The 24,173-nt window shown below is 45.7% G+C and carries 9 protein-coding genes; 5 read left to right on the top strand and 4 right to left on the bottom strand.

Annotated features, from left to right (window positions below; genetic code table 11):
* From QUB04_RS29760 to ppsA, 3 genes are all read right to left on the bottom strand, one after another.
* Positions 1-3,119, bottom strand: a 3,119-nt coding sequence (locus tag QUB04_RS29760) for a DUF4347 domain-containing protein (RefSeq protein WP_333290113.1), incomplete at its 3' end; no start/stop codon positions are given.
* A gap of 1,301 nt (positions 3,120-4,420) precedes the next feature.
* Complete coding sequence (locus tag QUB04_RS29755; RefSeq protein WP_333290111.1) at positions 4,421-4,741, bottom strand: DUF6464 family protein; 321 nt, start codon at positions 4,739-4,741, stop codon at positions 4,421-4,423.
* Between the two features lie 569 nt (positions 4,742-5,310).
* Complete coding sequence (ppsA, locus tag QUB04_RS29750) at positions 5,311-7,788, bottom strand: phosphoenolpyruvate synthase (RefSeq protein ID WP_333290109.1); 2,478 nt, start codon at positions 7,786-7,788, stop codon at positions 5,311-5,313.
* 275 nt (positions 7,789-8,063) lie between these two features.
* Here ppsA and QUB04_RS29745 point away from each other — a divergent pair, with 275 nt between their 5' ends.
* The 5 genes from QUB04_RS29745 to QUB04_RS29725 all read left to right on the top strand — a co-directional run bounded on the left by QUB04_RS29745 (position 8,064) and on the right by QUB04_RS29725 (position 23,153).
* Complete coding sequence (locus tag QUB04_RS29745) at positions 8,064-8,195, top strand: hypothetical protein (RefSeq protein ID WP_333290107.1); 132 nt, start codon at positions 8,064-8,066, stop codon at positions 8,193-8,195.
* A 605-nt stretch (positions 8,196-8,800) separates the two neighbouring features.
* Entirely contained in the window at positions 8,801-15,295 is a 6,495-nt protein-coding gene (locus tag QUB04_RS29740; RefSeq protein WP_333290105.1) for a PAS domain S-box protein, read from the top strand.
* A 266-nt stretch (positions 15,296-15,561) separates the two neighbouring features.
* Entirely contained in the window at positions 15,562-16,767 is a 1,206-nt protein-coding gene (locus QUB04_RS29735; protein WP_333290103.1) for a hybrid sensor histidine kinase/response regulator, read from the top strand.
* Positions 16,768-17,828: 1,061 nt separating this feature from the next.
* Positions 17,829-22,979 (top strand): PAS domain S-box protein, encoded by a 5,151-nt coding sequence (locus QUB04_RS29730; RefSeq protein ID WP_333290101.1) that lies wholly within the window; start codon positions 17,829-17,831, stop codon positions 22,977-22,979.
* Between the two features lie 21 nt (positions 22,980-23,000).
* Entirely contained in the window at positions 23,001-23,153 is a 153-nt protein-coding gene (locus tag QUB04_RS29725; protein ID WP_333290098.1) for a hypothetical protein, read from the top strand.
* A 357-nt stretch (positions 23,154-23,510) separates the two neighbouring features.
* Here QUB04_RS29725 and QUB04_RS29720 read toward each other — a convergent pair whose 3' ends face one another.
* Positions 23,511-24,056 (bottom strand): diguanylate cyclase, encoded by a 546-nt coding sequence (locus tag QUB04_RS29720; RefSeq protein ID WP_333290096.1) that lies wholly within the window; start codon positions 24,054-24,056, stop codon positions 23,511-23,513.
* Positions 24,057-24,173 lie beyond the last annotated feature (117 nt).

Here is a 24,173-nt window from a genome sequence, read left to right as displayed (position 1 = left end):
GTTCCGCCATCGGACACGCTGACATTAGTTAAGCCGGGAATCAGGCTGTCGGTGATGACTACGTTGGTCGCGGGACTCGGCCCGTTGTTGGTAGTAGTGATTGTATAAAGTAGCGTGTCACCCACCTTGATGGTGGCCGGCGCCGTTTTTTGCGTGACAACATCGGCCACACCATCGATCGAGGTAGTGACGGTGGCGTTGGGGTTTGTACCGTTGTTGTTGGCCGGAGTGGAGTCGGGAGTGATGGAGGTACTTCTTGCCGTGTTGCTGATGGAAGTTAGGGTGGGCGGTACTGTGAAGCCGATCGTCCGCGTGACTGTCTCCGCGTTGGCTATTGCCACGGGCGCGAAGGTGACAATGCCCGTCAGTGGATCGTAAACGCCACCGTTAGATGCCGTGACTCCCGTTAACCCCGGAACTATGCTGTCAGTGATGGTTACAGCTTCTGCAGGACTCGGCCCTAAATTGACTGTAGCGATCGTATAGCTGACCGAACTACCCGCCGTAGCACTCGTAGATCCGGTTTTAGTCGTTGCCAGATCCGCGTTGGGCGCAATACTTGTCGTAACCGTAGAGTTAGTGGGAGTGCCCTCTTTGTTGGTTGTCGAGCCGTTGTTGTTAGTGGCGATCGGATCGAAAGTCGCCGAGCTGCTCCGGGCCGTGTTGCTGATGTCGGTACGGGTGGCTGGGGCGATGAAACTGACGGTGTGGGTCGCAGTAGCCGCATTGGTCAGCACCGTCAGTGCTGGGAAGGTGACAATGCCCGAAACTGGGTCGTAACTCCCCCCGTCCGATAGGCTGACTCCTGTTAAACCCGGAATAATGCTGTCGGTGATAGTCACATCGGCAGCGGGGTCTGGCCCCATGTTAGTCGTAGTCAATGTGTAGGCGACGCTTGACCCGGCCGAAGTAGTCACAGGGCCACTTTTGGTAGTAACTAAATCCGCCACTGTACCGACAACAGTAGTAGAGACTACACCCGGCCCCTCGATTTGACCGGGCGCGAGTATACCGCTGTTGTTGCTGAGGTCGGGGTCGAAAGTCGAGCTAGTGCTGAATGCAACGTTCGCAAAACTGCTACCGCTGGTTAAACCTGACGGCAAATTAATTGTCAGAGTGTAAGTCAGAGTCTCACCCGCATTGAGAACCGGAATTAACGGCCAGGTGACTGCCTTCGTTTGGTTCACGTAAGTGCCGTTGTTGGAGGCAGTGAGAACCGGCGCCAATCCCCCCGGACCCAGCAGTTCAAAAGGTATTTCGTCTTGAATCAGGACATTTGTAGCAGGCGCTGGCCCCCTGTTTACAGTAGTAATCGTGTAGGTAATGCTGCTTCCGGGCTTGACGAACTGCGGGCCAGTCTTGATAGTGGCAACCTCAGCGGTGATACTGGGAGGATTGATAGTTTCAACTACCAGGTTTTGAAGTTCGTGAATGTTGTTGGCGGCTCCTGTGGAACTGCCAAAACCAAATTTGAAAATTGGCGGTACCCGGCCGTTTTCGGTTGCCAAGTTGGGGATGTCGATCAATATAGTTTCGTAGATGTCATCGAAATTTTCATCGAAGGCAACCGTGAGGCGAGAGGGATTCACCGGATCGTTAGATGGATTGAGCGTAATTTGAACGGATCTTTTGGCTAAATTGCGATCGCTCGTGAACGTATTGCTGAAATTAAAACTGGTGCCGGGAGGGCCGATAAAGTTAATACTCGTAGGAATGTTATCGATGCCGAAAGGAACGATCGCATTTGTTAAAAACTGATAACCTTCTGCTTGATTTCCTCTAACCGTTACTGAATCAGGCCTGAAAGAACCAATAGAAGAACCCGGAATCGCAGGCGGCTCAGGGTCGGAGCGCCCTTCTGTAGACGTTGAAAAATTGCCAAACTCATCAAACCCAATGCCTAAATAACCTCCCTCAATACCGGGTATACCCGTTCGTGGAGCGTAAGCCACGGAACCGCCATAACCCCCAGTCCTGGTTGGGCTAACAGTGCCGTCAATCAAGAAGAAACCCAGCCCGTCCCCTGGCTGAGGGCCAATATTGGGTTGCGGAGCACTAGATTGCTGGCTTGAACCGTAAGAATAAAAATCAAACTGAACTCTGAGACCGTCCGTGGAAGGAATAGGGTTGTTGTAGATGACAAAGGCTTCCCGAAGGTTTACTGCAGGAGTTAATCGCAGAGCACCATCGCCGGGACTCGAACCGCCCAAACCCGGAAGCACCCCAGATACTGTGCCTCCGGTAATGCCGGGGATAAGTTGATTGGCTGCTGGAGTCCCGCTGCTCGGATTGAACAGTGCCCCGTCGTTTCCCCCGTAAATCCACGGCCCCCTAACTGTGGAGTTTTTGAAAGTTTCGTTAACTAATATGCCGAGGGCGTAAGGGTAGGCTTCGAGCACTTCTTTTTCAATGGCGATTCTCGCCTTTATTTCCCCAGTCGCAAATTTTAATTCCCAGTCGCCGCCGAGTGCCGCACTCCCCGTCAAGTTGTCGGAAGCTGCAATATCTGCACCCAGCATCAAGCTCAACCGCCGCACGAAGGCCTCGCCGCTTTCCCCCGCTGCGACGCTGCACCCGAATAACAAGATATCTCCTCTCTCGCTGAGGGCTTTTCCCCACTGCTGTAACAAATGGCTGTAGGTTTCTAAGTTGTCGTTGCAGAGTTCGATCGATCCTAGCTGCACGCCCCCTTCTCGACCGTGAGAAACTATCTGAAGGCTATCTAAATCGCTGCAAACCGCCAGAATTCTAGTAATTTGCTCGACTCCATCCCGCGTCGAGTCCAGTACAAATACCTCTGTATCGGCTGTTGCTCCTCTTGCCAAGCTGTCCCAGTTCTCTACTCTGGCATCGAGGAACAGCACATTTTTTATAGTCCGAGAAGGCAACCACGGGGGGTTTGCCCCTACAGTCGATCGCAAAAATTCTCTGTGGGGATGCCCAATTCTCGTGCCGCCACGAAGTTTCTGGGACAGGAAACACTCCTCTGGTTTTACTTGTTTTATGGGTTTTTTCTGATGATAAGTTGCTGTTGTTCGGGAGTTTTCGCCCGCAATCCTTGCGGTGGAGTCACATATTTTTGGAGTGATAAAAATTGGTTTGTTGCAGATGCTTTGCATGGTCAAATTTGCTCACGGATTGTAGATGATGTACCCACTTCAAGATGATAATTATCACCTATTGAGAATGTTTAATTGCAGAGTAAGAGAAGCTGTCACTTGACTTGGAGCAAGAGCAAAAAGCGAATTTTACTCAGCACAAAGCAGTGCTATATTCATATTTGATAGCATTGCAAAATCGCCGGCAGAAGCGCTGAGAATTGGGGGTTTAAATCCCAAGAACCTGTCTATCGGGTGATATTTTGCCTTCGGCTTTTTTCTTTTCTGTTAGCGAGTGTATCTGTTACACGCCTGTCTCTTACATCGCGCAGTAGATAATAACAGGAGTTCTCAAAAATTTACTTGATGAGGTTTTCTGTAGCTCGTCTAATGCACTTTATTTACAGAGAATTTTCACTATTTTTGGACGCATAAACGGGTTTGAGCGACGAAAAGACTTGGTTGCAGCCTTCGCTCCCCGTAAAAAACTCGGTTTCTTTGGTTTGGGTGTGCAAGCCCTGTTCACAATAGCAACTAGACATGAATTAGGGAGTGATAGCCGTCACATAATTATGCCGATCGTGCCCGAAGTGTCATTCAACTGATATCTTTTACCATTCTCAATAATCCTTCTATGGGCGGACTCTCCTGCTCAGCCCATAAGAAAATGCAGTTTTTGTGGAACAGGCATCTTGCCTGTTAAGCGAGAATGGTGCTACATATGAGATTCAATTGAAATCGGCATACCCTGTATCGACGAAGCGTCTTAAAAATTCATGACTTGGAGTCTGGAGATAGCAATCTATGTTTGAGACTGTTTCGCTACGATCGCAAAAACAGATTAGTGCCGCCAACAAGCAATTTCCCAAACTGTCAACGAGCGAGTCTTCGAGCGGGTTTCTGTTTAAGATAAATGCTCTGGACAATGTTTCGTGCAGAATTTTTCATGATGTTTTGGAGAAACTGATTTGGAGATTTGCTCCTGTGCTACTTACGATTTTTGTTGGCTAATTTTCTTAACGGCAGGAGTTACGCCCAGGAGACTAGAAACCCAATTTATGCCTAGATTTTTCGCCACCCAACCAAAATTCATCATCTAAACTTCGTTTATGATCGTAAGTCCTCAACTAGAAAAACACCGATCGCAATTCCCCTGTTATGGCAACTGTAACCAAGCAATAATGCTCGATTAGGGTTTAATTGCTGAGTTTGGGCGTGGGTCGTCCAAAACAAGCTTCAACAATAATCCTTACACGTAAGTACATCTTAACTCATTGATTGCTACATCCGCAAATAGACGTAGATATAAGCACCAATACAAGCTATATCTTTTCACCACGAGCGTCAAGAGTTCTGGCTTGGTAGTACCGACAATCTTGACAGGGCCCAGAAGGATTGACAGCGCAGCGAATGTAATTAGAGCGGGCGTTATACTCGCAAGTGATATCGCCGATCGCATAACCGAGGCTTTGTATGTAAGTGCGATCGGCAGTTGGTAGTTGAGTTCGGATTGGTCTATTCGCTACCGCAAGTCGGGCCGCTGCAATTCTATCGCGGGCTTGGCTCTGGGCAGAGCGCATCACCCACAAAGACAGCAGCGACGGAGCTAAACCTATGAAAATAATCAGGAGAGCAGTTAGCACATTTTCAGAGCTTATGTGGAGAATATGTTTTTTGATTTAGGCGATGGCAACAGAAAATCCTCGCCGAAAAGACGGTTTTAAATAAGAAAAGTTCCCGATCGAGTCTCAAACTATGCCGCCCGTGTGTTAAGCGTTAGCTGGCGGGTGAGGAGGGCGATCATCGCGCGCAGCGCCAGGGTTAAACAAAGCCAGAAACGCAGATATGATGTGATATTATGTCAGGTCAATCGATTTTAGATTTTAGATTTTAGATTTTAGATTAAAGAATTGAAGCATTGACCCCACGGATAAATTCGGGGACTTGTTTATCGGATACAGGTTTTTTATTTCTGGGTCCTGAGTCTGCTTTCGGAATGAATCCGGGGGCTTGTATCCTGGATGCTTTCGGTCAATTACCAGCCATCAAATACAGCATATTCCATGTAGATGTAGAGCGCGAGAAACCTGGTTTCTTGAACAGAATTAGTTTAGAGGCAAGAACTGTAAAGAAACCAGGTTTATGGGGTGTACGTCATAAACCTGGAATAGGCTTGTTTGAGAAACCCGGTTGCTTTCAAAAACCAAAACGGTTAAACCTTAGCAATATCCCCCGCTAAATCCATCAACGAACCCGCACCTTCCACCTTAGCAACATCTAACAAAGTCTTCAAAACGGAATCGGGATTTAAACTAATCGAATCAATTCCCAACTCAACCAAGAAACGAGCAAACTCAGGATAATCGCTGGGCGCTTGACCGCAAATCCCAATCTTGCGATCGTACTTCTTGGCGGCTTTAATGGCAATTTCTATCATTCGCTTGACAGCTTCATTCCGTTCGTCAAAAATGTGTGCGACTAAAGCTGAATCCCGGTCTAATCCTAATGTTAGCTGAGTTAAATCGTTAGAGCCGATCGAGAATCCGTCAAAAACTTGGGCAAATTCGTCAGCAAATATCACATTGCTTGGCAATTCGCACATCACATACACTTGCAAGCCGTTCTCGCCCTTAACTAAACCGTGTTTTGCCATCTCGGCTAACACTTTTCGTCCTTCATCCGGGGTGCGGCAAAATGGAATCATCGGAATCACATTTGTCAAGCCCATTTCGTCGCGAACTCGCTTTAATGCTTTGCATTCCAAAGCGTAAGCTTCGCGGTAATTCGGGTCGTAATAGCGAGAGGCGCCGCGCCACCCGATCATCGGGTTTTCTTCCTTGGGTTCAAACTGCCGCCCTCCCAAAAGGTTAGCATATTCGTTGCTCTTGAAATCGCTCATCCGCACGATAACTGGATTTGGATAAAATGCGGCGGCAATTGTGGCAATTCCGTGGGCTAGTTTGTCGGTGAAGAAATCGGGTTTGTGTTGGTAAAGTGCTGTCAGGTTGGCAATTTCTTCTTTGACTGATTCATCTACCAATTCGTCAAAATGAATCAGTGCCAGCGGGTGTGCTTTAATGTGATTGGCAATGATGAATTCCAACCGCGCTAAGCCTACGCCGTCGCAAGGAATGGCTGATAAACCAAAGGCTTCTTCTGGGTTCCCGACATTCATTAAAATTTTAGTGCGGGTGCGGGGTAAATTCTCGATCGCAGTTTCTTGAATTTCAAAAGGAAGCAAACCGGAATAAACTTTGCCTTCATCTCCTTCCGAACAAGAAACAGTGATTTCTTGCCCGTTTTTCAAGATTTGGGTGGCATCGCCGGTGCCGACAATGGCGGGAATTCCCATTTCTCTGGCGATGATGGCGGCGTGACAAGTGCGGCCGCCGGAATTGGTGACGATCGCACTTGCTTTTTTCATAATCGGTTCCCAATCCGGGTCTGTTTTGTTCGTAACTAAAACTTCTCCTGATTGAAATTCAGCGATTCTGTGCACATCTAAAATCACGCGGGCTTTGCCTTGTCCGATTGATTCGCCAACGGCGCGTCCTTTTGCTAAAACTGCACTGCTACCTTGCAATTTGTAGTTTCGCAAAACTTTAGCAGACTTTTGAGATTGTACTGTTTCTGGTCGCGCTTGGACAATAAACAATTCGCCCGTATTTCCGTCTTTTGCCCACTCAATGTCCATCGGGGTATAAGTCCCGCGCACTTTAGAGTAGTGTTCTTCGATGACTACGGCCCATTTTGCTAGTTGCAGAATTTCATCATCTTGTATGGCAAATTTATTTTTTTCTGCTGCTATCACGGAGACGTTTTTGGTGTATTTAGAACCGCCGATATCGTACACCATTTTGAGTGTTTTGCTGCCGAGTCGTTTGTCTAAAATCGGGAGAAAACCTTGTTTTAATGTTGGTTTAAAGACGAAGTATTCGTCGGGGTTGACGGTGCCTTGGACGACGTTTTCGCCTAATCCGTAGGCGGCGGTGACTAATACGGCGTTTTTGAATCCGGTTTCGGTGTCGATGCTGAACATGACGCCGGAGGATGCTAAGTCCGATCGCACCATTTTTTGGACGCCGACTGATAGGGCGACTTCAAAGTGGTCGAAACCCCGCTGTTGGCGGTAGGAAATCGCGCGATCTGTGAATATGGAAGCAAAGCATTTGTGACAGCATTCGAGGACACCAGCGCAAGCTTGGACGTTGAGGTAGGTTTCTTGCTGTCCCGCGAAACTGGCGTCGGGTAAGTCTTCGGCGGTGGCGGAGGAACGCACTGCTACGTCTGTACTGTCGCCGTAGCGATCGCATAATTTTTCGTAAGCATCCGCGATCGCCGCTTGGAGTTCTCGCGGAAATGGTGTGTCGAGAATCAGTGCCCGCGCTTGCTTGCCTTTTTGTCGCAGGTTCTGCATATCTTCTACGTCTAAATCGGCAAAAATTTCGCGCAATTTAGCTTCTAAGCCCGCTGACTGGATGAAGTAGCGGTAAGCGTGTGCTGTAGTTGCAAATCCGTTGGGAACTCTGACTCCTTGGGCGGTTAACTGTTGAATCATTTCGCCCAAAGAAGCATTTTTACCGCCTACTAATGGGATGTCGGCGATGCCGACTTCATCAAACAACAATACTAAGGCTTTTTCTTTGGGAATTAAACCGGGTTTTTGTTCAATTGCTAAATTGTCGAGCATTGCTTTTTTCCTCTCAACTTCAGCTCATTTCGGTCAAAGTTTCGGTCAAAGTACAGTAAACAAAAGACAGTTTATTGGGAATTTTAATTTGGTTACAAAAATTCTCAATTTTTTTTCTAGGCTGTATCAACCGATTTTTCGATTGCCTCTATTTCAACATTATCACTTTTTTGCTAAATAGCAAGGCCTCTGGAGATATTTTATTAGATTGCAAAAAGTAAACAAATCGCAGTAATGAGTTATATGTAAGGTATTATAAAAAAAGTGGTAAAAATATGGATAGCGAAGATAGTTCCCACCGCTTTTTGGGCGTTGAGCGCTCATTGGTGTGGGGATATGGCTCGGATTGTGTTGGTAGCGGAATCCAAGGACAACAAAGGGTGGGGTTCGATCGCGCGATCGGCTGAACCCGCCCAAAAACGGATACTTACTTTCCGACAGAAGTCGTGAGTCGCCCAAAATTGGAGATTCTAGTTCCACATCCCCGATTCATCTGTGGACTAAATCTAAAATTTAAAATCTGGTCACAGGGGCGATCGCCCAAAAAAATACTAAGCAGCTTAGTTTCCTCCTGAAACCCAGCTTCTAAAAACCTTAAAAATTTTCCCTCTGATTGCGTTAGCCTACTTAGAAGAAAAACACAGCCGGATAGATATTATATAGCGGTTCTCAAAAAAGTGACGTATGCCCACGGAGGCCTATGCCCTATGCCCACGGAGGCCTATGCCCTATGCCCATGAGTACCTCATATGAGAGCTCGAAAGGCTATATATTGCACCATTTTCAATAAGCCTTTTAAGGGCTGGTTAGAAGAACCCCTCCCAAGAAAATTTACTCTTTGTGAAATGGGTCGGAAAGCCCGTTCTTGAGAACCGTTCAACCTTTGAGATAAAGTGCATTGTAATTATTGAACCAAAGAGTTTTTAACTGGGAAGGGCGGGATTTGTGGCTATACAATTCTTTATATGCTATAATAGTTAGCTAAACTGCCTTATTACAAAAAACAAGGTATATGATATCAGTTTTGAGCCCACCCGCAAAGCGAAATGGCTTTAAAGTTCTTCTGGTCGAAGACAATCAAGCAGAAGCCGATCTGATCGAAGAATTATTATTAGAAACAAATGTCAGTAGAGCCGAACCCCAAAGGCTATCAGTAAGTTGTACAGACTGTCTCAGCAAAGCGCAGGAACTTTTGGTAGGCGAAAATTTTGATGTGATTTTACTAGATCTTTCGCTGCCCGACAGCCAAGACTTAAATACAATTGTCAAAATACAAGAATATAGCCTGAATACTCCGATTGTCGTCCTGACTGCCCGCAACGATGAAGAGCTTGCCGTGCAGTCAATCCAAGCCGGCGCTCAAGATTATCTAGTCAAGCGAAAAATCGACAGCGAAGTGTTAATTAGATCGCTTCGCTACGCAGTCGAGCGACAGCAGAACCAAGAAGCTTTACGAAAAAGCGAAGAAAAATATCGGTCAGTAGTCGAGAATTCTCTGGTCGGAATTGCCATTATTGCTCCTCCAATTTCTCCCTCAGAACCCGAAAAATGCGAGTGGTTGGAAGTGAACAATGCTTTGTGCGATTTGCTGGGATACAATCGCCAAGATTTTTTGCACATAAAATGGGATCAGTGGGGTTTTCCTGATGACTTGCAGGCCAGTTTAGAGCAGTTAAAAAAAATTTTTGCCGGGGAGAGCGAAGGCTATGTTCTAGACAAAAGGTGGCGCAGAAAAGACGGAAAAACAGTTTATACTAGAGTTTCCCTGCGCTGTATTCGCGCCCTAGACGGCTCGATCGACCACATGATTAAAGTAGTCTTAGACGTGAGCGATCGCTACCGTTACGAAGCTCAATTAAAAGCCTCAGAAGAGTTTTTAAATCACACGATCAATTCTATTCCTGACCCGATTTTTGTCAAAGATGAGCAGCACAAATGGATCGTATTAAACGATGGTTTTTGCAATTTGATAGGAAAAAGGCGCTCGGAACTGATTGGCAAGTCAGGATACGATTTTTTACCCCCAGCACAAGCGGCTTTTTTTTGGCAACAAGACGAGGAAGTATTGCAAAGAAGTCTTTCTCAGGAAACAGAAGAAAATTTTACCGAGGCCTGCGGCAAAGAACGCATTATATCTACAAAAAGAACAGTTTTTAAGAACGCCGATGGTCGTCAAATGTTGGTCGGCACAATGCGAGATGTGACCGAATACAAACGCCAGCAGATAGCGTTGCAGGAAAGCGAAGCTCGATTTCAAATAATGACCGACAACGTGCCGGGAATGATCTATCAATATCGGCTTTATGTAGATGGTAAAACATCTTTTACTTACGTTTCTTCCGGCAGTTGGCAGATATACAATTTAAAGCCAGAACAAATAGAAGAAAATGCCGCTTTGGCTTTTGCAACAGTTCACCCAGACGACATCTCAGACTTGCAGCTATCGATGGCAACTTCAGCGGCGACTCAGCAAGCTTGGCAACACCAGTGGCGGCAAGTTATGGGAGATCGAGTGAAATGGCTGCAAGGCGCGTCGAAGCCAGAAAAGCAAGCCAACGGCGATATAGTTTGGGATGGTTTGGTGATGGATGTTACCGAATTGAAACAAACCCAGCAAGACCGCGATCGATTTTTTAATCTCTCGCTGGATTTACTTTGCATTGCAGGTTTTGATGGCTATTTCAAACGCTTAAACCCCGCTTGGTCAAATGTATTGGGTTATAGCAGTGATGAAATCTTAGCCAAACCTTTGATAGAATTCGTGCATCCACAAGACCGAGAAATTACTGTAGCGGAATTAGAAAAACTTAAAAAAAGCCACCCCGTTATTAGCTTAGAAAACCGCTATCTTTGCCAAGATGGTACTTATAAATGGCTCTCGTGGACAGCATCGCCATTTGCAGAAGAAGGTTTGATTTATGCAGTGGCTCGCGACGTTACATTTAGCAAGCAAGCTGAAGCTGAATTGGGTAAGAGCGCAGCCACAAACCGCGCTCTTTTAAATGCGATACCAGACATGATATTTCGCTGTCGGGCAGACGGCACTTTTGTAGATTTCAAGCCTGCCAAAGATTTCGATAATATCCTATCACAAAAATCACTAATTGGCAAAAAAGCACAAGACATATTGCCGGCTGCTTTTGCTGAGAAAATCTTGTCGGGCAATCAACAAGCGATCGACACTGGCGAGATTCAAGTCGTAGAATATCAAATGCCAGTTAATGGTGAACTGTACGATTTTGAAGCGAGAATTGTCTTCTGCACGGAGGACGAAATTATCGCGATCGTCCGCGACATCACTCAACGCAAACGATCCGAGTCAGTCCTCCACAGGCAAGCAGCAGCAATGGCCCAAGCTTCCGAAGGTATCGCCATATTCAGTGCCGACCATGAGGTGATTTATTGCAACGCAGCACGACTAAAAATCTACGGTTACGACTCTCTAGAAGAAATCTTAGATAAAAGTTGGAAAATGTTCTACCAAGGTGCAGAACTGCAAAGGTTCGAGCAAGAAGTCCTGCCGACTTTAGTGAAGAAAGGTTCTTACAGCACCGAAGCAGTAGGATGCCGTCGCGACCGCTCGGAAGTTCCTCTAGATGTATCGCTGACAATGCTGCCCGACGGGGAAATCATTTGCATTGTTCGCGATATTTCCCAAAGAAAAAAAACAGAAGCAGCACTGCGGGAAAGCCAGCGGTTCATTCAGCAAATTGCTGGGGCCAGTCCTAATATTTTGTATGTTTGTGACTTAATTGAAAAAAAAAATATCTATGGGAACGCTTCTATCTACCACATTCTTGGCTATACAGTAGAGGAGATTCAGGCAATGGGGCCGTGGATGATGTCAACTTTAATCCACCCCGAAAATTTAATCAAAATGCCTGATTATTTACAGCAAGTCGAAACAGGCAGCGAAGGGGATATCTTTGAAATTGAATACAGAATTAGGCACAAGGATGGTTCTTGGCGCTGGATGGTCAGCCGAGATACTGTATTTGCGAAAACAGCAGACGGTAAGTTACAACAAATTCTCGGCACGGCCACTGATATTACAGAAAGCAAGCAAGCAGAAGATGAAATAAAGCTGTTGCTGGCAGCAACTCAAGCCATTAGTCAGTCGGCAGATTTTCAGAGCGCCCTCCCAGATATTTTGCGGTTGCTGTGCAATGCGATCGGCTGGAATTTTGCAGAAGCTTGGATACCGAGTGCTAACGGTACTTTTTTGGAACACAGCGAAACTTGGTACGCTAGCGATCGCGATTTAGATAGGTTCGGCTGCGAAAGTAAAAAAATTAGATTCGCCGCCGGAGTGGCAGTACCTGGACGGATTTGGTCAACCAGAAATGTAGAATGGATTGAAGATATTTCTCTAGCCAAAAATCATCTTTTTGCCCGATCGCAAATGGCGAAATCAGTCGGATTGAAAGCTTGTTTCGGAGTGCCAATTCACGCTAGCTCAAAGGTGCTGGCAGTTTTAGTATTCTGCAAGCGCGATCGCTCGATTATGGAACCGCGTATAGTAGAGTTGGTCAAGGCTGTAGCGACTCAGTTGGGCGATCATATTCAGCGCAAACAAGCCGAAGAAGAATTGCGTAAAAGTGAAGAACGCTGGCAGTTAGTTCTCAAAGGCAATCAAGACGGAATTTGGGATCTGAATCTTCAAACAAATGAAGCTTTTCGATCGGCCCGCTGGCAAGAAATTATCGGTTACACAGACGGCGAAATCGACAGCCGCAACACCGCATGGATCGATCGCATCCATCCAGAAGATCGCTCACGAGTGCAAGCAGCGATCCAAGGTTATCTCGATCGGCAAACCCCCAATTACGCCGCCGAATACCGCTTGCAGTGCAAAGACGGTAGCTATAAGTGGGTGCTCGCTCGCGCTCAAGCAGTGTGGGATGAAGCCGGAAACCCTCTGCGGATGGTGGGTTCGATGACGGATATCAGCGATCGCAAAGCAGCAGAATTAGCTTTACTGCGGGTCACTCAAGCCGTCGAAAGTACCAGCGACGCGATCGCGATCGCCGACTTGAATGGGCGGTCTATTTACCACAATCAAGCCTTCATTCAGCGCTACGGCTACACGGTGGAAGAACTCAATGATATTGGCGATATGGCCGCGCTTTATGTCCGACCTAAAAATTACAAACAAATCTATAAAAGCCTTCGCCAAGGTCGCTCTTGGTGTGGCGAACTTTCACTGCAAACTAAGAGCTGCGAAGCAGTAACTGCTCTGGTGCGAGCTGACAGTATTCAAGATATTAATGGGAATTACATCGGCTTAATTGCAGTAATTACAGACATCACAAAACGCAAAGAATCTGAAGTAATTTTGCGCCAAAAGTTAAAGCGCGAACAGTTGGCAGTAGCTATGCTGGAACGCATTAGGTCTTCTCTAAATTTAGAAGAAATTCTTACCAAAACTGTCGAAGAAGTGCGACAGTTTTTGCAAGTAGATCGCACAGTTATTTACCAATTTAATCCCGATTGGAGCGGGTTTATCGCTGTAGAGTCGGTTGCCGAAAATACCCTACCCATTGTAGGAATGGATATTTATGACCCATGTTTTGGGGAAGCCTACGTTACTCTTTACCGAGACGGCAGAATTAGAGCAACAGAAGATGTTTACAATGCCGGTCTGGCCGACTGCCACTTGGCTTTGTTGACTCGGTTCGAGGTGAGAGCGAATCTGGTAGTGCCGATTTTGCAAGGCGAAAACTTGTGGGGGCTGTTAATTGCCCACCACTGCACGGGCCCGCGTCCCTGGCAACAATTGGAGGGAGAGTGCCTAAAACAATTGGGGGTGCAGTTGGCGATCGCCATTCAGCAATCGACGCTATTTGAACAAGCACAAACCGAAATTGCCGATCGCAAACAGGCAGAAGCCGCCCTGCAATTAGCTAAAGAAGCCGCCGAATCCGCCAACCGCGCTAAAAGCGACTTTCTCGCCAACATGAGCCACGAATTGCGGACGCCTTTGAACGGGATTTTGGGATACATTCAACTGCTCAAAGTCGATAAAAATTTGACCGCAGATCAGCAGGAAAGTCTTAACAACATTCACCAGTGCGGCAACCACCTGCTGACGCTGATTAATGATGTTTTAGACCTCTCAAAAATCGAAGCGAGTAAAATGGAGCTGTCACTGACAAATGTGCATTTTTCCAGTTTTGTTAAAAGTATTATTGATTTGTTCCAGATGCGCTCTGCTCAAAAAGGAATTGCTTTTAATTACGAGCAGGTTTCAGCCCTGCCAGACGGCATTTGGGCCGACGAAAAAAGGTTACGTCAAGTTTTGATTAATTTGCTCAGTAATGCCGTTAAGTTTACGAACAGCGGCAGCGTTACCTTCAAAGTCGGTTATGCAGAAAATTTCCCCGATAATTATCCTCAAACCAACTGCGAAAATTCTAGTTTGACAGCGGAAATTGCCACTCAAACAATCAATTTGGCCGGGAATATAGACGCGCAGCAAATGTCGAACCCGCCGCAGGGAACAACAGAAGCGCGCGAGGTGATAACAGCAGAAAATATCGGCGATCGTGCCCCTACGCCTAAAATTCGCTTTCAAATCGAAGATACCGGCATTGGGATCGGGCAGAATAAATTAGAAGAAATATTTTTGCCTTTTCATCAAGTGGGCGATCAGAACAATTTCGTCGAAGGTACCGGCCTGGGACTTTCCATCAGCCAAAAATTAGCCAAAATGATGGGCAGCCAAATTCGCGTCCAAAGTACCTCCGGCAAAGGCAGCATATTTTGGTTGGATCTAGACTTGCCCGCAGTCGCCCAGTGTTCTGAACACCCCTCCCGGCAAGAAAAAAGGCGGCTTGTTGGTTTTACCGGCCTCCAGCGGAAAGTGCTAATCGTGGACGATCACGAAGTAAATCGCGCCATGTTGCACAGGCTGCTTGTTCATTTAGGCTTTGAAATTGCAGAAGCTACAGACGGCGAAGACTGCTTGCACAAAGCACAGGAATTTCTACCGGATCTAATTTTAATGGATTTGCTGATGCCCGTAATGGACGGTTGGGAAGCTACCAGGCGGCTGCGACAGTTGCCGGAATTAAAAGATACGGTTATCCTTGCTTTGTCCGCTAACGTTTACGAGACTAGCAGGCAACAGAGCATACTTGCAGGTTGCGATAATTTTCTCACCAAGCCGATTCAAACTAACGAGCTTTTAGAATTATTGCGCCTGCATTTGAGACTAGAATGGGTTTACGAAGAACGAGCGCCAACCAAAAAGCGGACAGATCAAACGACAAAAGCATCTTCTGAGATTGCTGCTGCTGACTCAACGATGGTGTCTCCGGCGTCAGAGTCAGTCTTGGCGTTGTTAAGATTGGCTGCAATGGGCGATATTGAAGCTATTCTGGAAGAAACTGCTAAACTCGAACATTCTGACCCGACATTAGTGCCTTTCGTTCATCACCTGCGCCAACTTGCTAAAGGATTTCAGCTCAAGCAAATTCGAGATTTTTTGAAGCAACATTTGTCCTAAAATTGACGGTAGCTAACAGACAACTCAAAATCAGTTAAATCTCGCGCCCTGAGTACCATTCTCCATCAGGGGTTCTGGCCTCCCGCGAAGCGACAACTTAATCTGCTTGGGCGGCCCGGACTCGCAACCGGTTCCTCAAAGGGTTATTGCAAATAGAAGCATGTAGGAAGCAACCGGGTTTCTAGAGCCACCAAAAATTCATTGAATCCGATTTAATGTCACAAACCACAACTCAAAACTCAAAAATTTGAATATTTCCCTTGAATATGAACGATAAGAATTCCGAAAGAAGCATCATACAAATTGTCGATGACAACCAAACAAATCTTGACGTACTTTTCGAGTTGTTAAGGAATTATGGGTTTAAAGTATTAGTGGCTCTAGACGGCGAAAGTGCGATCGAGCAAATTGACTACATCCATCCAGACTTGATTCTTTTGGATATCATGATGCCAGGAATTGACGGTTTTGAAACTTGCCGACGTTTGAAAGCAGACCCGTCAACGCAAGATATTCCCATCATCTTCATGAGCGCCCTTTCCGATACCCCTGATAAAGTAAAAGGCTTTCAGACAGGAGCCGTTGACTACATCACTAAGCCTTTCCAACACGAAGAAGTTTTGAGCCGGATTCAAACCCACTTGACAATCCGCAGCTTGCAAAAAAAACTCGAAGAAAAAAACCTCGAACTGGCCCACCTCAACCAAAACCTGGAAAAACTTGTTGAACAAAAAACCAAGCAATTAATAAACCAGGAAAAAACAGCCATCATCGGACGTTTGACTCAGGGCATGGTTCACAACCTCAAAAGTCCGCTGCAAGTGATCCAGACTAGCGTCGATTTGATTGAAACAAAAGCCACACAAATTCAAGAAGATTCTCTGTTTAATTATACCAAGTATATTTTTCAAGCAGTCACAAAAATCAATCAGATCATGGATACTCTGATGATGAAAAGCCGAAACGAGCAAAAGCAAGATTTGCACCCGGTGAATATCAACGATTTAGTGCAGAGAGAAATTCAGCTATTGGAAGGCAACCTGTATTTTAAAAATAAAATTAGAAAAAAATACTTTTATGACGAAGAAATTGCCAGCATTCCATTAATTTATTCCTATCTTTCTCAAGTATTTTATAATTTAATCAATAATGCAATGGATGCTATGTGGGAAAAGAAAAGCAGAGAAATAACTATCGTGACTCGGCAAGACGACTCGAACATATACATGGATATTGCAGATACGGGATGCGGCATATCATCTGAAGATTTGTCAAAAATTTTTGACCCTTTTTACACCTCAAAACCGCCTAAAGGCGAGGAAAAAACCGAAGGGGAACCCACAGGAACAGGTCTAGGACTTTATACTTGTATTGAACTTTTAAAACCTTTTAACGGTGAGATTGCTATTAGCAGCAATGTCGGTCAAGGCAGCGTGTTTACAGTTGTGCTGCCCAAACCTCAGAAAAATTGAGCGACTCAACCGAGTTAAATTGTGTCGGGTTAGACAACCGTAATTAAGTTGGTAATTAGGTTTGTAACAAGGAATGCAAGTCTTGGTTCCTCGATCAAGAGAGGAATTGCATCGCTCAATACAAACAGGCGCTAATTGCGGGCAATTAACCGGACACACTCTCAGAGGGTGTCCCGTAAATTAACGGCAATTCTCGTAGGTTCGTAGTAATAGCATTTAAAAAAAAATAATGCAACTTTAGGCAACCTTTAAACGGCTATTTAAAATCTCAAGTTTCAAAGGCTATCAGCAATGCAAATCCTGATTACTCCGCGCTCTTTTGACTTGCCTCTTGCTATTCCCCTGCCAAAGGTTGTAAATTAAAATAGAGTTAAGTTGCAATATTGGTAAGAGTGTCAGTAACTCAGGGCTAAAGCCACTGAGCTTGTAAGAGAGAGCTCTCGCAAGCTGTACTGACCAGCCTAAGTCTTAACTGACTACGTTATTTAGGTCATAACACTCCTTGAATGCGACGCTAGTTTTCCGCTCTGTTGTTTACAGTTAAACAGTTTTAAAGTCCCTGAAACAGTGCTGTAAGCGTGACAAGCCTTTATAACATTGGCGAAGCGAACTTTACCCCGAAAGGGAGATTGAGGCAACCATACCTCACTGGAGAGGTTGATTAAATTCCCTCTCCAACCCCGCAAGGGGATTCAAGGCGATTGAAATCGCCGCGCCGTTTTCCACGAGCGGGATCAAGCCGCGCTCGTTTCCCACTTACCGAAGTTTTTTTATGATAGTTTTGGGCCACTAGGTTTGGGGCGAGGCGGAAAACTTGCAGCGAACAACTCAATTCTACAAATAAATCTGCGCCGTCTGCAAGCACACAGCGCACTCTAAAGGCTACGGTTCAAGTTCCCCAATCATGAGCTAGGTAGCTGCATCCGCTGCTGAGATTTTATAATTACTAAAAAATAGCAAAAGGATACCAGTAAAAAAAATGCCACTGTACGCAAGAACCAAACCGCCATAGTTATCAGTCATTCCAAATATCCAATCTCAAATCTAAAATATAAAATGGTATGACATCTGTTTTTGAGTCAACTTTAACGCCTGGTTTAAAAATTCTTTTAGTAGAAGACTGTGCAGAAGATGCAGAACTCATTCAAGAACTGCTGTCTGAGGGCCAACTAGGACAATCAATTGATGTCACCAATGTAGTCCGCCTCCGGGAAGCGATAGAAATTTTAAGCGATAAAATTTTTGATGTAATTTTATTAGATCTTTCACTTCCTGACAGCCGAAAATTTAATACTTTTTTCCGACTGCAAGATTGCGGTATAAATATTCCGATCGTCATTCTGACAGCCGCAGATGACGAAGAACTGGCTGTCGAGTTAATTGCCGCCGGCGCCCAAGATTATTTGGTGAAAAGACAGGTAGACAGCCGGCTGCTGGTGCGGACGCTCAGGTGCGCGATCGCCCGCCAGAAACGGCAAGCAGAATGGCAAAAAAGTCAAGAAAAATACCAGCAGGTTGTTGACAATATCAAAGAAGTAGTTTTTGAAACAAATACTGCGGGCAATTGGACTTTTCTCAATCCAGCTTGGACAGAAATTACCGGATTTACCGTTGATGAAAGCTTAGGAACTTCCTGTTTGAGTTACATTCATTCTGACGATCAATACCAATATTTAAATTCGTTTAGAGGTCGGAGAAAAGGGAGCATCTCACTTTTGCAGCAAAGCTCGAAATTGGAATTAGGAGTCAGGAGTCAGGAGCCAGGAGAAAAGAGTCAGAAGGAAGAAGAAAGAAGTGTTTTTGCAAATATGAGATGCTCCCGGAGAAAAAATCAAGAAACATCCTGCTGCTATCAAATTCGATATCTTACGAAAGATGGCGAAATTCGGTGGGTGGAAGTGCAAGAATTTTTGATGTTTGGCGGGGACGGCGCAGCGCAGGGAACCACAGGAACTATCCATGATATTACTGATAAAATTTTAGCACTCTCCGAACTGGAAGCTAGTAAAAAGTTCTTGAATTATACGATAGATGCACTGGCTGACCCCATTTTTGTCAAGGACGAAGATCACCGCTGGATACTGTTAAATAATGCTTTTTGCAAGCTGCTCGGCAAGCAGCGCGAGGAACTGCTGGGCAAGTCGGATTACGACTTTTTCCCACAACAAGAAGCTGAGATTTTTTGGCAGAATGACGAACAAGTGTTTAGGACGGAGGAAGAAAACGAGAGCGAGGAAATATTTACGGACGGCAGGGGTGCAAAGCACATTTTGTCTACTAAAAAAACTGTATTTGAAAATAGCGATGGCAGTAAAATTCTTGTCGGGATAATTCGAGATATCACTCAGGAGAGGCGCCAACAATTAGCGCAGCAAGAAAGCGAGGCTAGACTGCGGCAGCTTGCTGCCAATTTGCCGGGAATAATTTATCAATTTCGCATCTCAACCGACGGCAAAAAAAGTTTTCCTTACATTTCTTCTGGCAGTCGCGATTTATTTGAATTGGCACCAGAAAAGATTCAGCAGAATCCTCAACTCCTTTTTAGTTTTCTTCATCCAGATGACCGTCAAAAATTTGAAGAATCTCTTGCTGTTTCTGCGGCAAATATGCAGCCCTGGCAGCAGGAATGGCGCGCGATTGTACCGTCGGGAAAACTTAAGTGGATGCAAGGGGTTTCGTCGAAACCGGAACGAGTTGATTGTCCGACTGAAATAGGGCCGGAAGGGGATATAGTTTGGGAAGGCATGGTGCTGGATATTACTGATTTAAAACAGGCAGAAGCAGCTTTGCGGGATAGCGAAGCCAGATTTCGATCGCTCGTTGAGAATATCCCCGGCGCTATCTGCCGCAGCTTGTACGATGCTGAGTGGACGATGGTATTTATTAGCGATGAAATTGAGGTAATTAGTGGGTATCCTGCTGGGGATTTTATTCGCAACAACCGCTTGAGTTTTGCGAGCATTGTCCACGAGGCAGACAAGGAAATGGTCGATCGACAAATCAGCGCAGCAGTAGAGTCGAAACAGCCGTACAATCTAGAATACCGGATTGTCCGCGATGACGGGGCGGTGCGGTGGATGTCGGAAAGAGGTAGGCCAACTTACAATCTAGAAGGGCTAGTTTTATGGCTCGACAGAGCGGTTTTTGATATTACCGATCGCAAACAAGCCGAACTGACTCTGTGCCTGGTAACTCAAGCTGTAGACAGCGCTAGTGATGCGATCGCGATCGCAGATTTGGATGGTTATTCCGTTTATCACAATCAAGCATTTATTCAGCGCTACGGCTATACAGTTGAGGAACTAAATAATGCCGGGGGCCCCGCAGTAATGTACCCCAAATCTCAAGATTTGAGAAAGTTATTTAGGGTGCTGCGAAAAGGTTTTTCTTGGGAAAGTGAAATAGAAATTAAAAGTAAAAAGGGCGATATTATAGAAACTTTTTTGCGAGCTAACTGCATTAAAGATAGCGCTAGTCAACCGATAGGAATGATAGCCATAATTGCCGACCTCACAGAAATAAAACGTACCGAATCGGCATTAAAACTCAGTCAAGAGCGATTGCAGTTGGCGGTTTCAGGCAGCTCTTTGGGGCTGTGGGATTGGAATATAGCTACTGGTGAAACTTATTTCGACTTTCATTGGAAATCAATGCTTGGCTACGTAGAAACCGAAATTGAAAACAACCTCAAAGGTTGGGAAAGTTTGCTGCATCCCGAAGACCGACGGAAGGTAATGGAAGCTTTAAATTCCTATTTTGAAGGTGAGACTGATATCTATGAATTTGAATTTCGGATGCTCAACAAAGCGGGCAATTGGCAGTGGATTCTGGCTATGGGCAAGGTAGTCGAGTACGACGAATGGGGTGCGCCGTTGCGGATGACAGGCACTCACAAAGATATCAGCGCCCGCGTTGCAGCAGAAGCCGAAAAAACGCAGTTAATCGCATCTCTGCAACTACTTGCCGACCAGTTACAAGCAGCGCAAAAAATAGCCCGCATCGGCAATTGGGAATTCTATATAGAGGCAGGAATTATTACTTGGTCGGAAGAACTGTTTCGAGTTTACGGTCGAGAATTGAATCGGCCGCCGACAATGGAAGAACTTTTAGAGCAAATTCATCCCGATGACAAAGAAAGGTTTACAGAAGTTGTGCAAAAGGCAGTGACTGAGGGGACAGCTTACGACATCGACCACCGCATCTGTTTTCCATCAGGAGAAATTAGGCACGTTAACGCTAAAGGACAAGGTGTTAAAAATGAGTTGGGTCAGGTGGTGCGGCTGTTTGGCACGGCAATGGACATTACCCATCGCAAAAAAGCAGAAACTGCTTTGCAAGAAAGTGAACAGCGATTTCGAGCTGTATTTGAACAAGCGGCGATAGGCATTGTTAAAGTGTGGCGCGACGGTCAATTTTTGAATGCAAATCAAGGCTTTTGCAATATTGTCGGCTACTCAGAATTGGAGCTAAAATCGCGGAATGTTGGGGATATTTCTCACCCCCAAGATGTAGCAGCAGATGTCGAGTCGCGCGACCGACTGTTAGCTGGGGAAATTTTTAATTATTCCATTGAGAAACGCTTTATTCGCAAAGACGGTTCATTTGTTTGGACTAATATGACTGTATCTTTAGTGCGGGATGGGTTTGGGGAACCTAGCTATGTAATTGGTGTGATTGAAGATATTAGCTCTCGCAAACTTGCCGAGGCTATCTTGCGCCAGCAATTAAAGCGAGAACGCTTGGTGGTAGAGATGCTGGAACGCATTCGATATTCTCTCAATTTAAAAGAAATCTTGACAAAAGCTGTTGCTGAAGTACGGCAATTTTTGCAAACAGACCGGACAATAATTTATCGCTTTAATCCCGATAGGAGCGGTTTTGTAACTGTCGAGTCGGTGGGCGAAAAGTGGCGATCGATTCAGGGACTAACTATTAACGATCCCTGCTTTGAATACAGCTATGCTTCTGCTTACGAACACGGTCGCGCTGTACCTGTAGATGATATTTACAAAGCTGGTCTTTCCAAGTGCTACATTAATTTATTAAGTCAATTTCAGGTGCGAGCTAATTTGGTAGTGCCAATTTTGCAAGGTGAGAAGTTGTGGGGGCTATTGATTGCCCACGAGTGCGCTGGCCCTCGCCACTGGCTGGAAATTGAGGTCGAGTGTCTCAAACAAATTAGCGTGCAGTTGGCGATCGCGATCCAGCAATCAATGCTGTTTGAGCAAGCACAAAGTGAAATTGCCGATCGCAAACAAGCCGAGTCAGCTTTGCAGGAATCGGAAGCGCGAGAACGTTCAAAAGCGCTAGAGTTAGAAGCAGCTATTAACAAACTGCGAACGACTCAAGCTCAGCTCGTTCAAAATGAAAAAATGGTGAGCTTGGGTCAGTTAGTTGCTGGTGTTGCTCACGAAATTAATAATCCTGTTAGCTTTATTCACGGCAATCTCCATCCGGCTCGCAATTACACTTTAGATTTGCTGGAATTGATTAAAGTTTACCAGCATTACTGTCCTCATCCTCCCGCCCAAGTCTTGCAGAAAATTGAGGAAATAGACTTGGCTTATATTGCTGAGGATTTCCCGAAATTGTTTAATTCGATGCAAGTAGGAACCGAGCGAATTGTCGAAATCGTGAAATCGTTGCGTAATTTTTCCCGATTGGACGAGTCCGCAGGCAAGGCGGTTAACATTCACGAAGGAATTGATAGCACTTTGATGATTTTGCAAAATCGGTTAAAATCTCACAGCAGTCATGGAGAAATTCAGATAGTTAAAGATTACCAACTATTGCCACAAATTGAATGTTTTCCGGGCGAGTTGAATCAGGTATTTATGAATATTTTAATTAATGCGATCGATGCTTTGGAAGAACGGGACAAGCAGCGTTCGATCGAGGAGTGCGATCGACATCCCAGCACGATCGCTATTCGCAGTTATCAGGCGGCTGCCGACTTCGTAGCGGTATCGATTGCGGATAACGGGGGGGGGATACCGGAGTCGGTGCGATCGAGGCTGTTTGACCCGTTTTTCACGACTAAACCTGTGGGCAAGGGTACGGGTTTGGGATTGTCGATTTCTCACTCGATTATAGTCGATCGCCACGGTGGCAGATTGAGTTGTATTTCGACAGCGGGAGAGGGTGCGGAGTTTTTGATTGAAATTCCAGTGCGGCCGAATTTAACTCGTAGGAATTCAAATTTGGATCAATAAATTAGCAATTGGTAATGGGAAATGGGGAAGCGAAAATGGGTAATATCTCACATCTTGCACCATTCTCCCGAACAGGCTTTTCGGCCTGTTCCACAAGAAAATTCACTCTTTGTGGAACAGGCCGAAAAGCCTGTTCCTAAACAAGTAATTGAGAAGGGTGCAACATCTCAGTAATATCAAATACCGTAACATCGGAATTATACCCTGCAAGCGAGCATTATCCTTGCTCCGGGTCACTCGATCGCATCCCGCTGGCAGTGCACTCAGAAAATTATTATTCTGATGCAAAGGTCAACAATACAGGGCTGTTTCATTCTCCGTAGGGGCCGCGCCCCCGTGCCGGCCCTCTTGGTCTGATCAGCCGATCGAATCGTCTAGGTCGGGGGTAGGCACGGGGAGTAGGGGTCGCACTACAAGAGTCAAAATTCATGTTTTTGGTGAGAATGAAACAGCCCTGGTCAACAATATGAGTTATGAGTTGTGAGTTAAAAATCAAACACGATATTACAAATTACAAATTACCTTCAACTTTTACATAAAAATCGGGGAAGATTCCGAGTTACTGCTAGCGTGACAAATGCGATTTTTGCCTTCGGTTTTGGCTTGAAATAGGGCGCTGTCAGCGCTGCGAATTAGGGTGTCGGGAGATTCCTGGGCAGAAGGAATCGCTGTCGCAATGCCGCAACTGAGGGTAACGTAGGGGCCGATCGACGATCGCGCGTGAGGCAGTTTCAAGCTGGCGATGCCGTCGCAAATTTGCTGGGCGACAGCGTTTGCCCCTTCGGCGCTAGTGTTGGGCAGCACTACGGCAAATTCTTCGCCACCGTAGCGGGCGGCCAGATCCCCAGCCCGCTTGGTCGCTGTGGCGATCGCCCCCGCAACTTGGCGCAAACAATCGTCCCCGCCCAGGTGGCCATAAAACTCGTTGTAAAGTTTAAAAAAGTCGATGTCAAACATAATTAAAGACAGTGGCAGTTCCTCTCTTGCCAATCTGCGCCACTCTAATCTCAAAACGCGATCGAACTGGCGGCGATTGGCAATGCCAGTCAGTCCGTCAGTAGTTGCCAGTTGCTGCAATTTTTGATTAGCTATTGCTAGCTTGCGGTAAAGTTGAGATGTAAGGATTCAGGTAAAAAATAGTGAGAGCGATCGCCGAGAAATATGATAATGTAGTCAGATGAGCGAAAAATCAGA

The organism is Microcoleus sp. D2_18a_B4, from assembly GCF_036702475.1.
In the GTDB taxonomy this organism is placed as follows: Bacteria; Cyanobacteriota; Cyanobacteriia; order Cyanobacteriales; family Microcoleaceae; genus Microcoleus.
The sequence above is the reverse complement of the archived record's forward strand: the minus strand, read 5'-3'. Positions and strand labels throughout refer to the sequence as shown.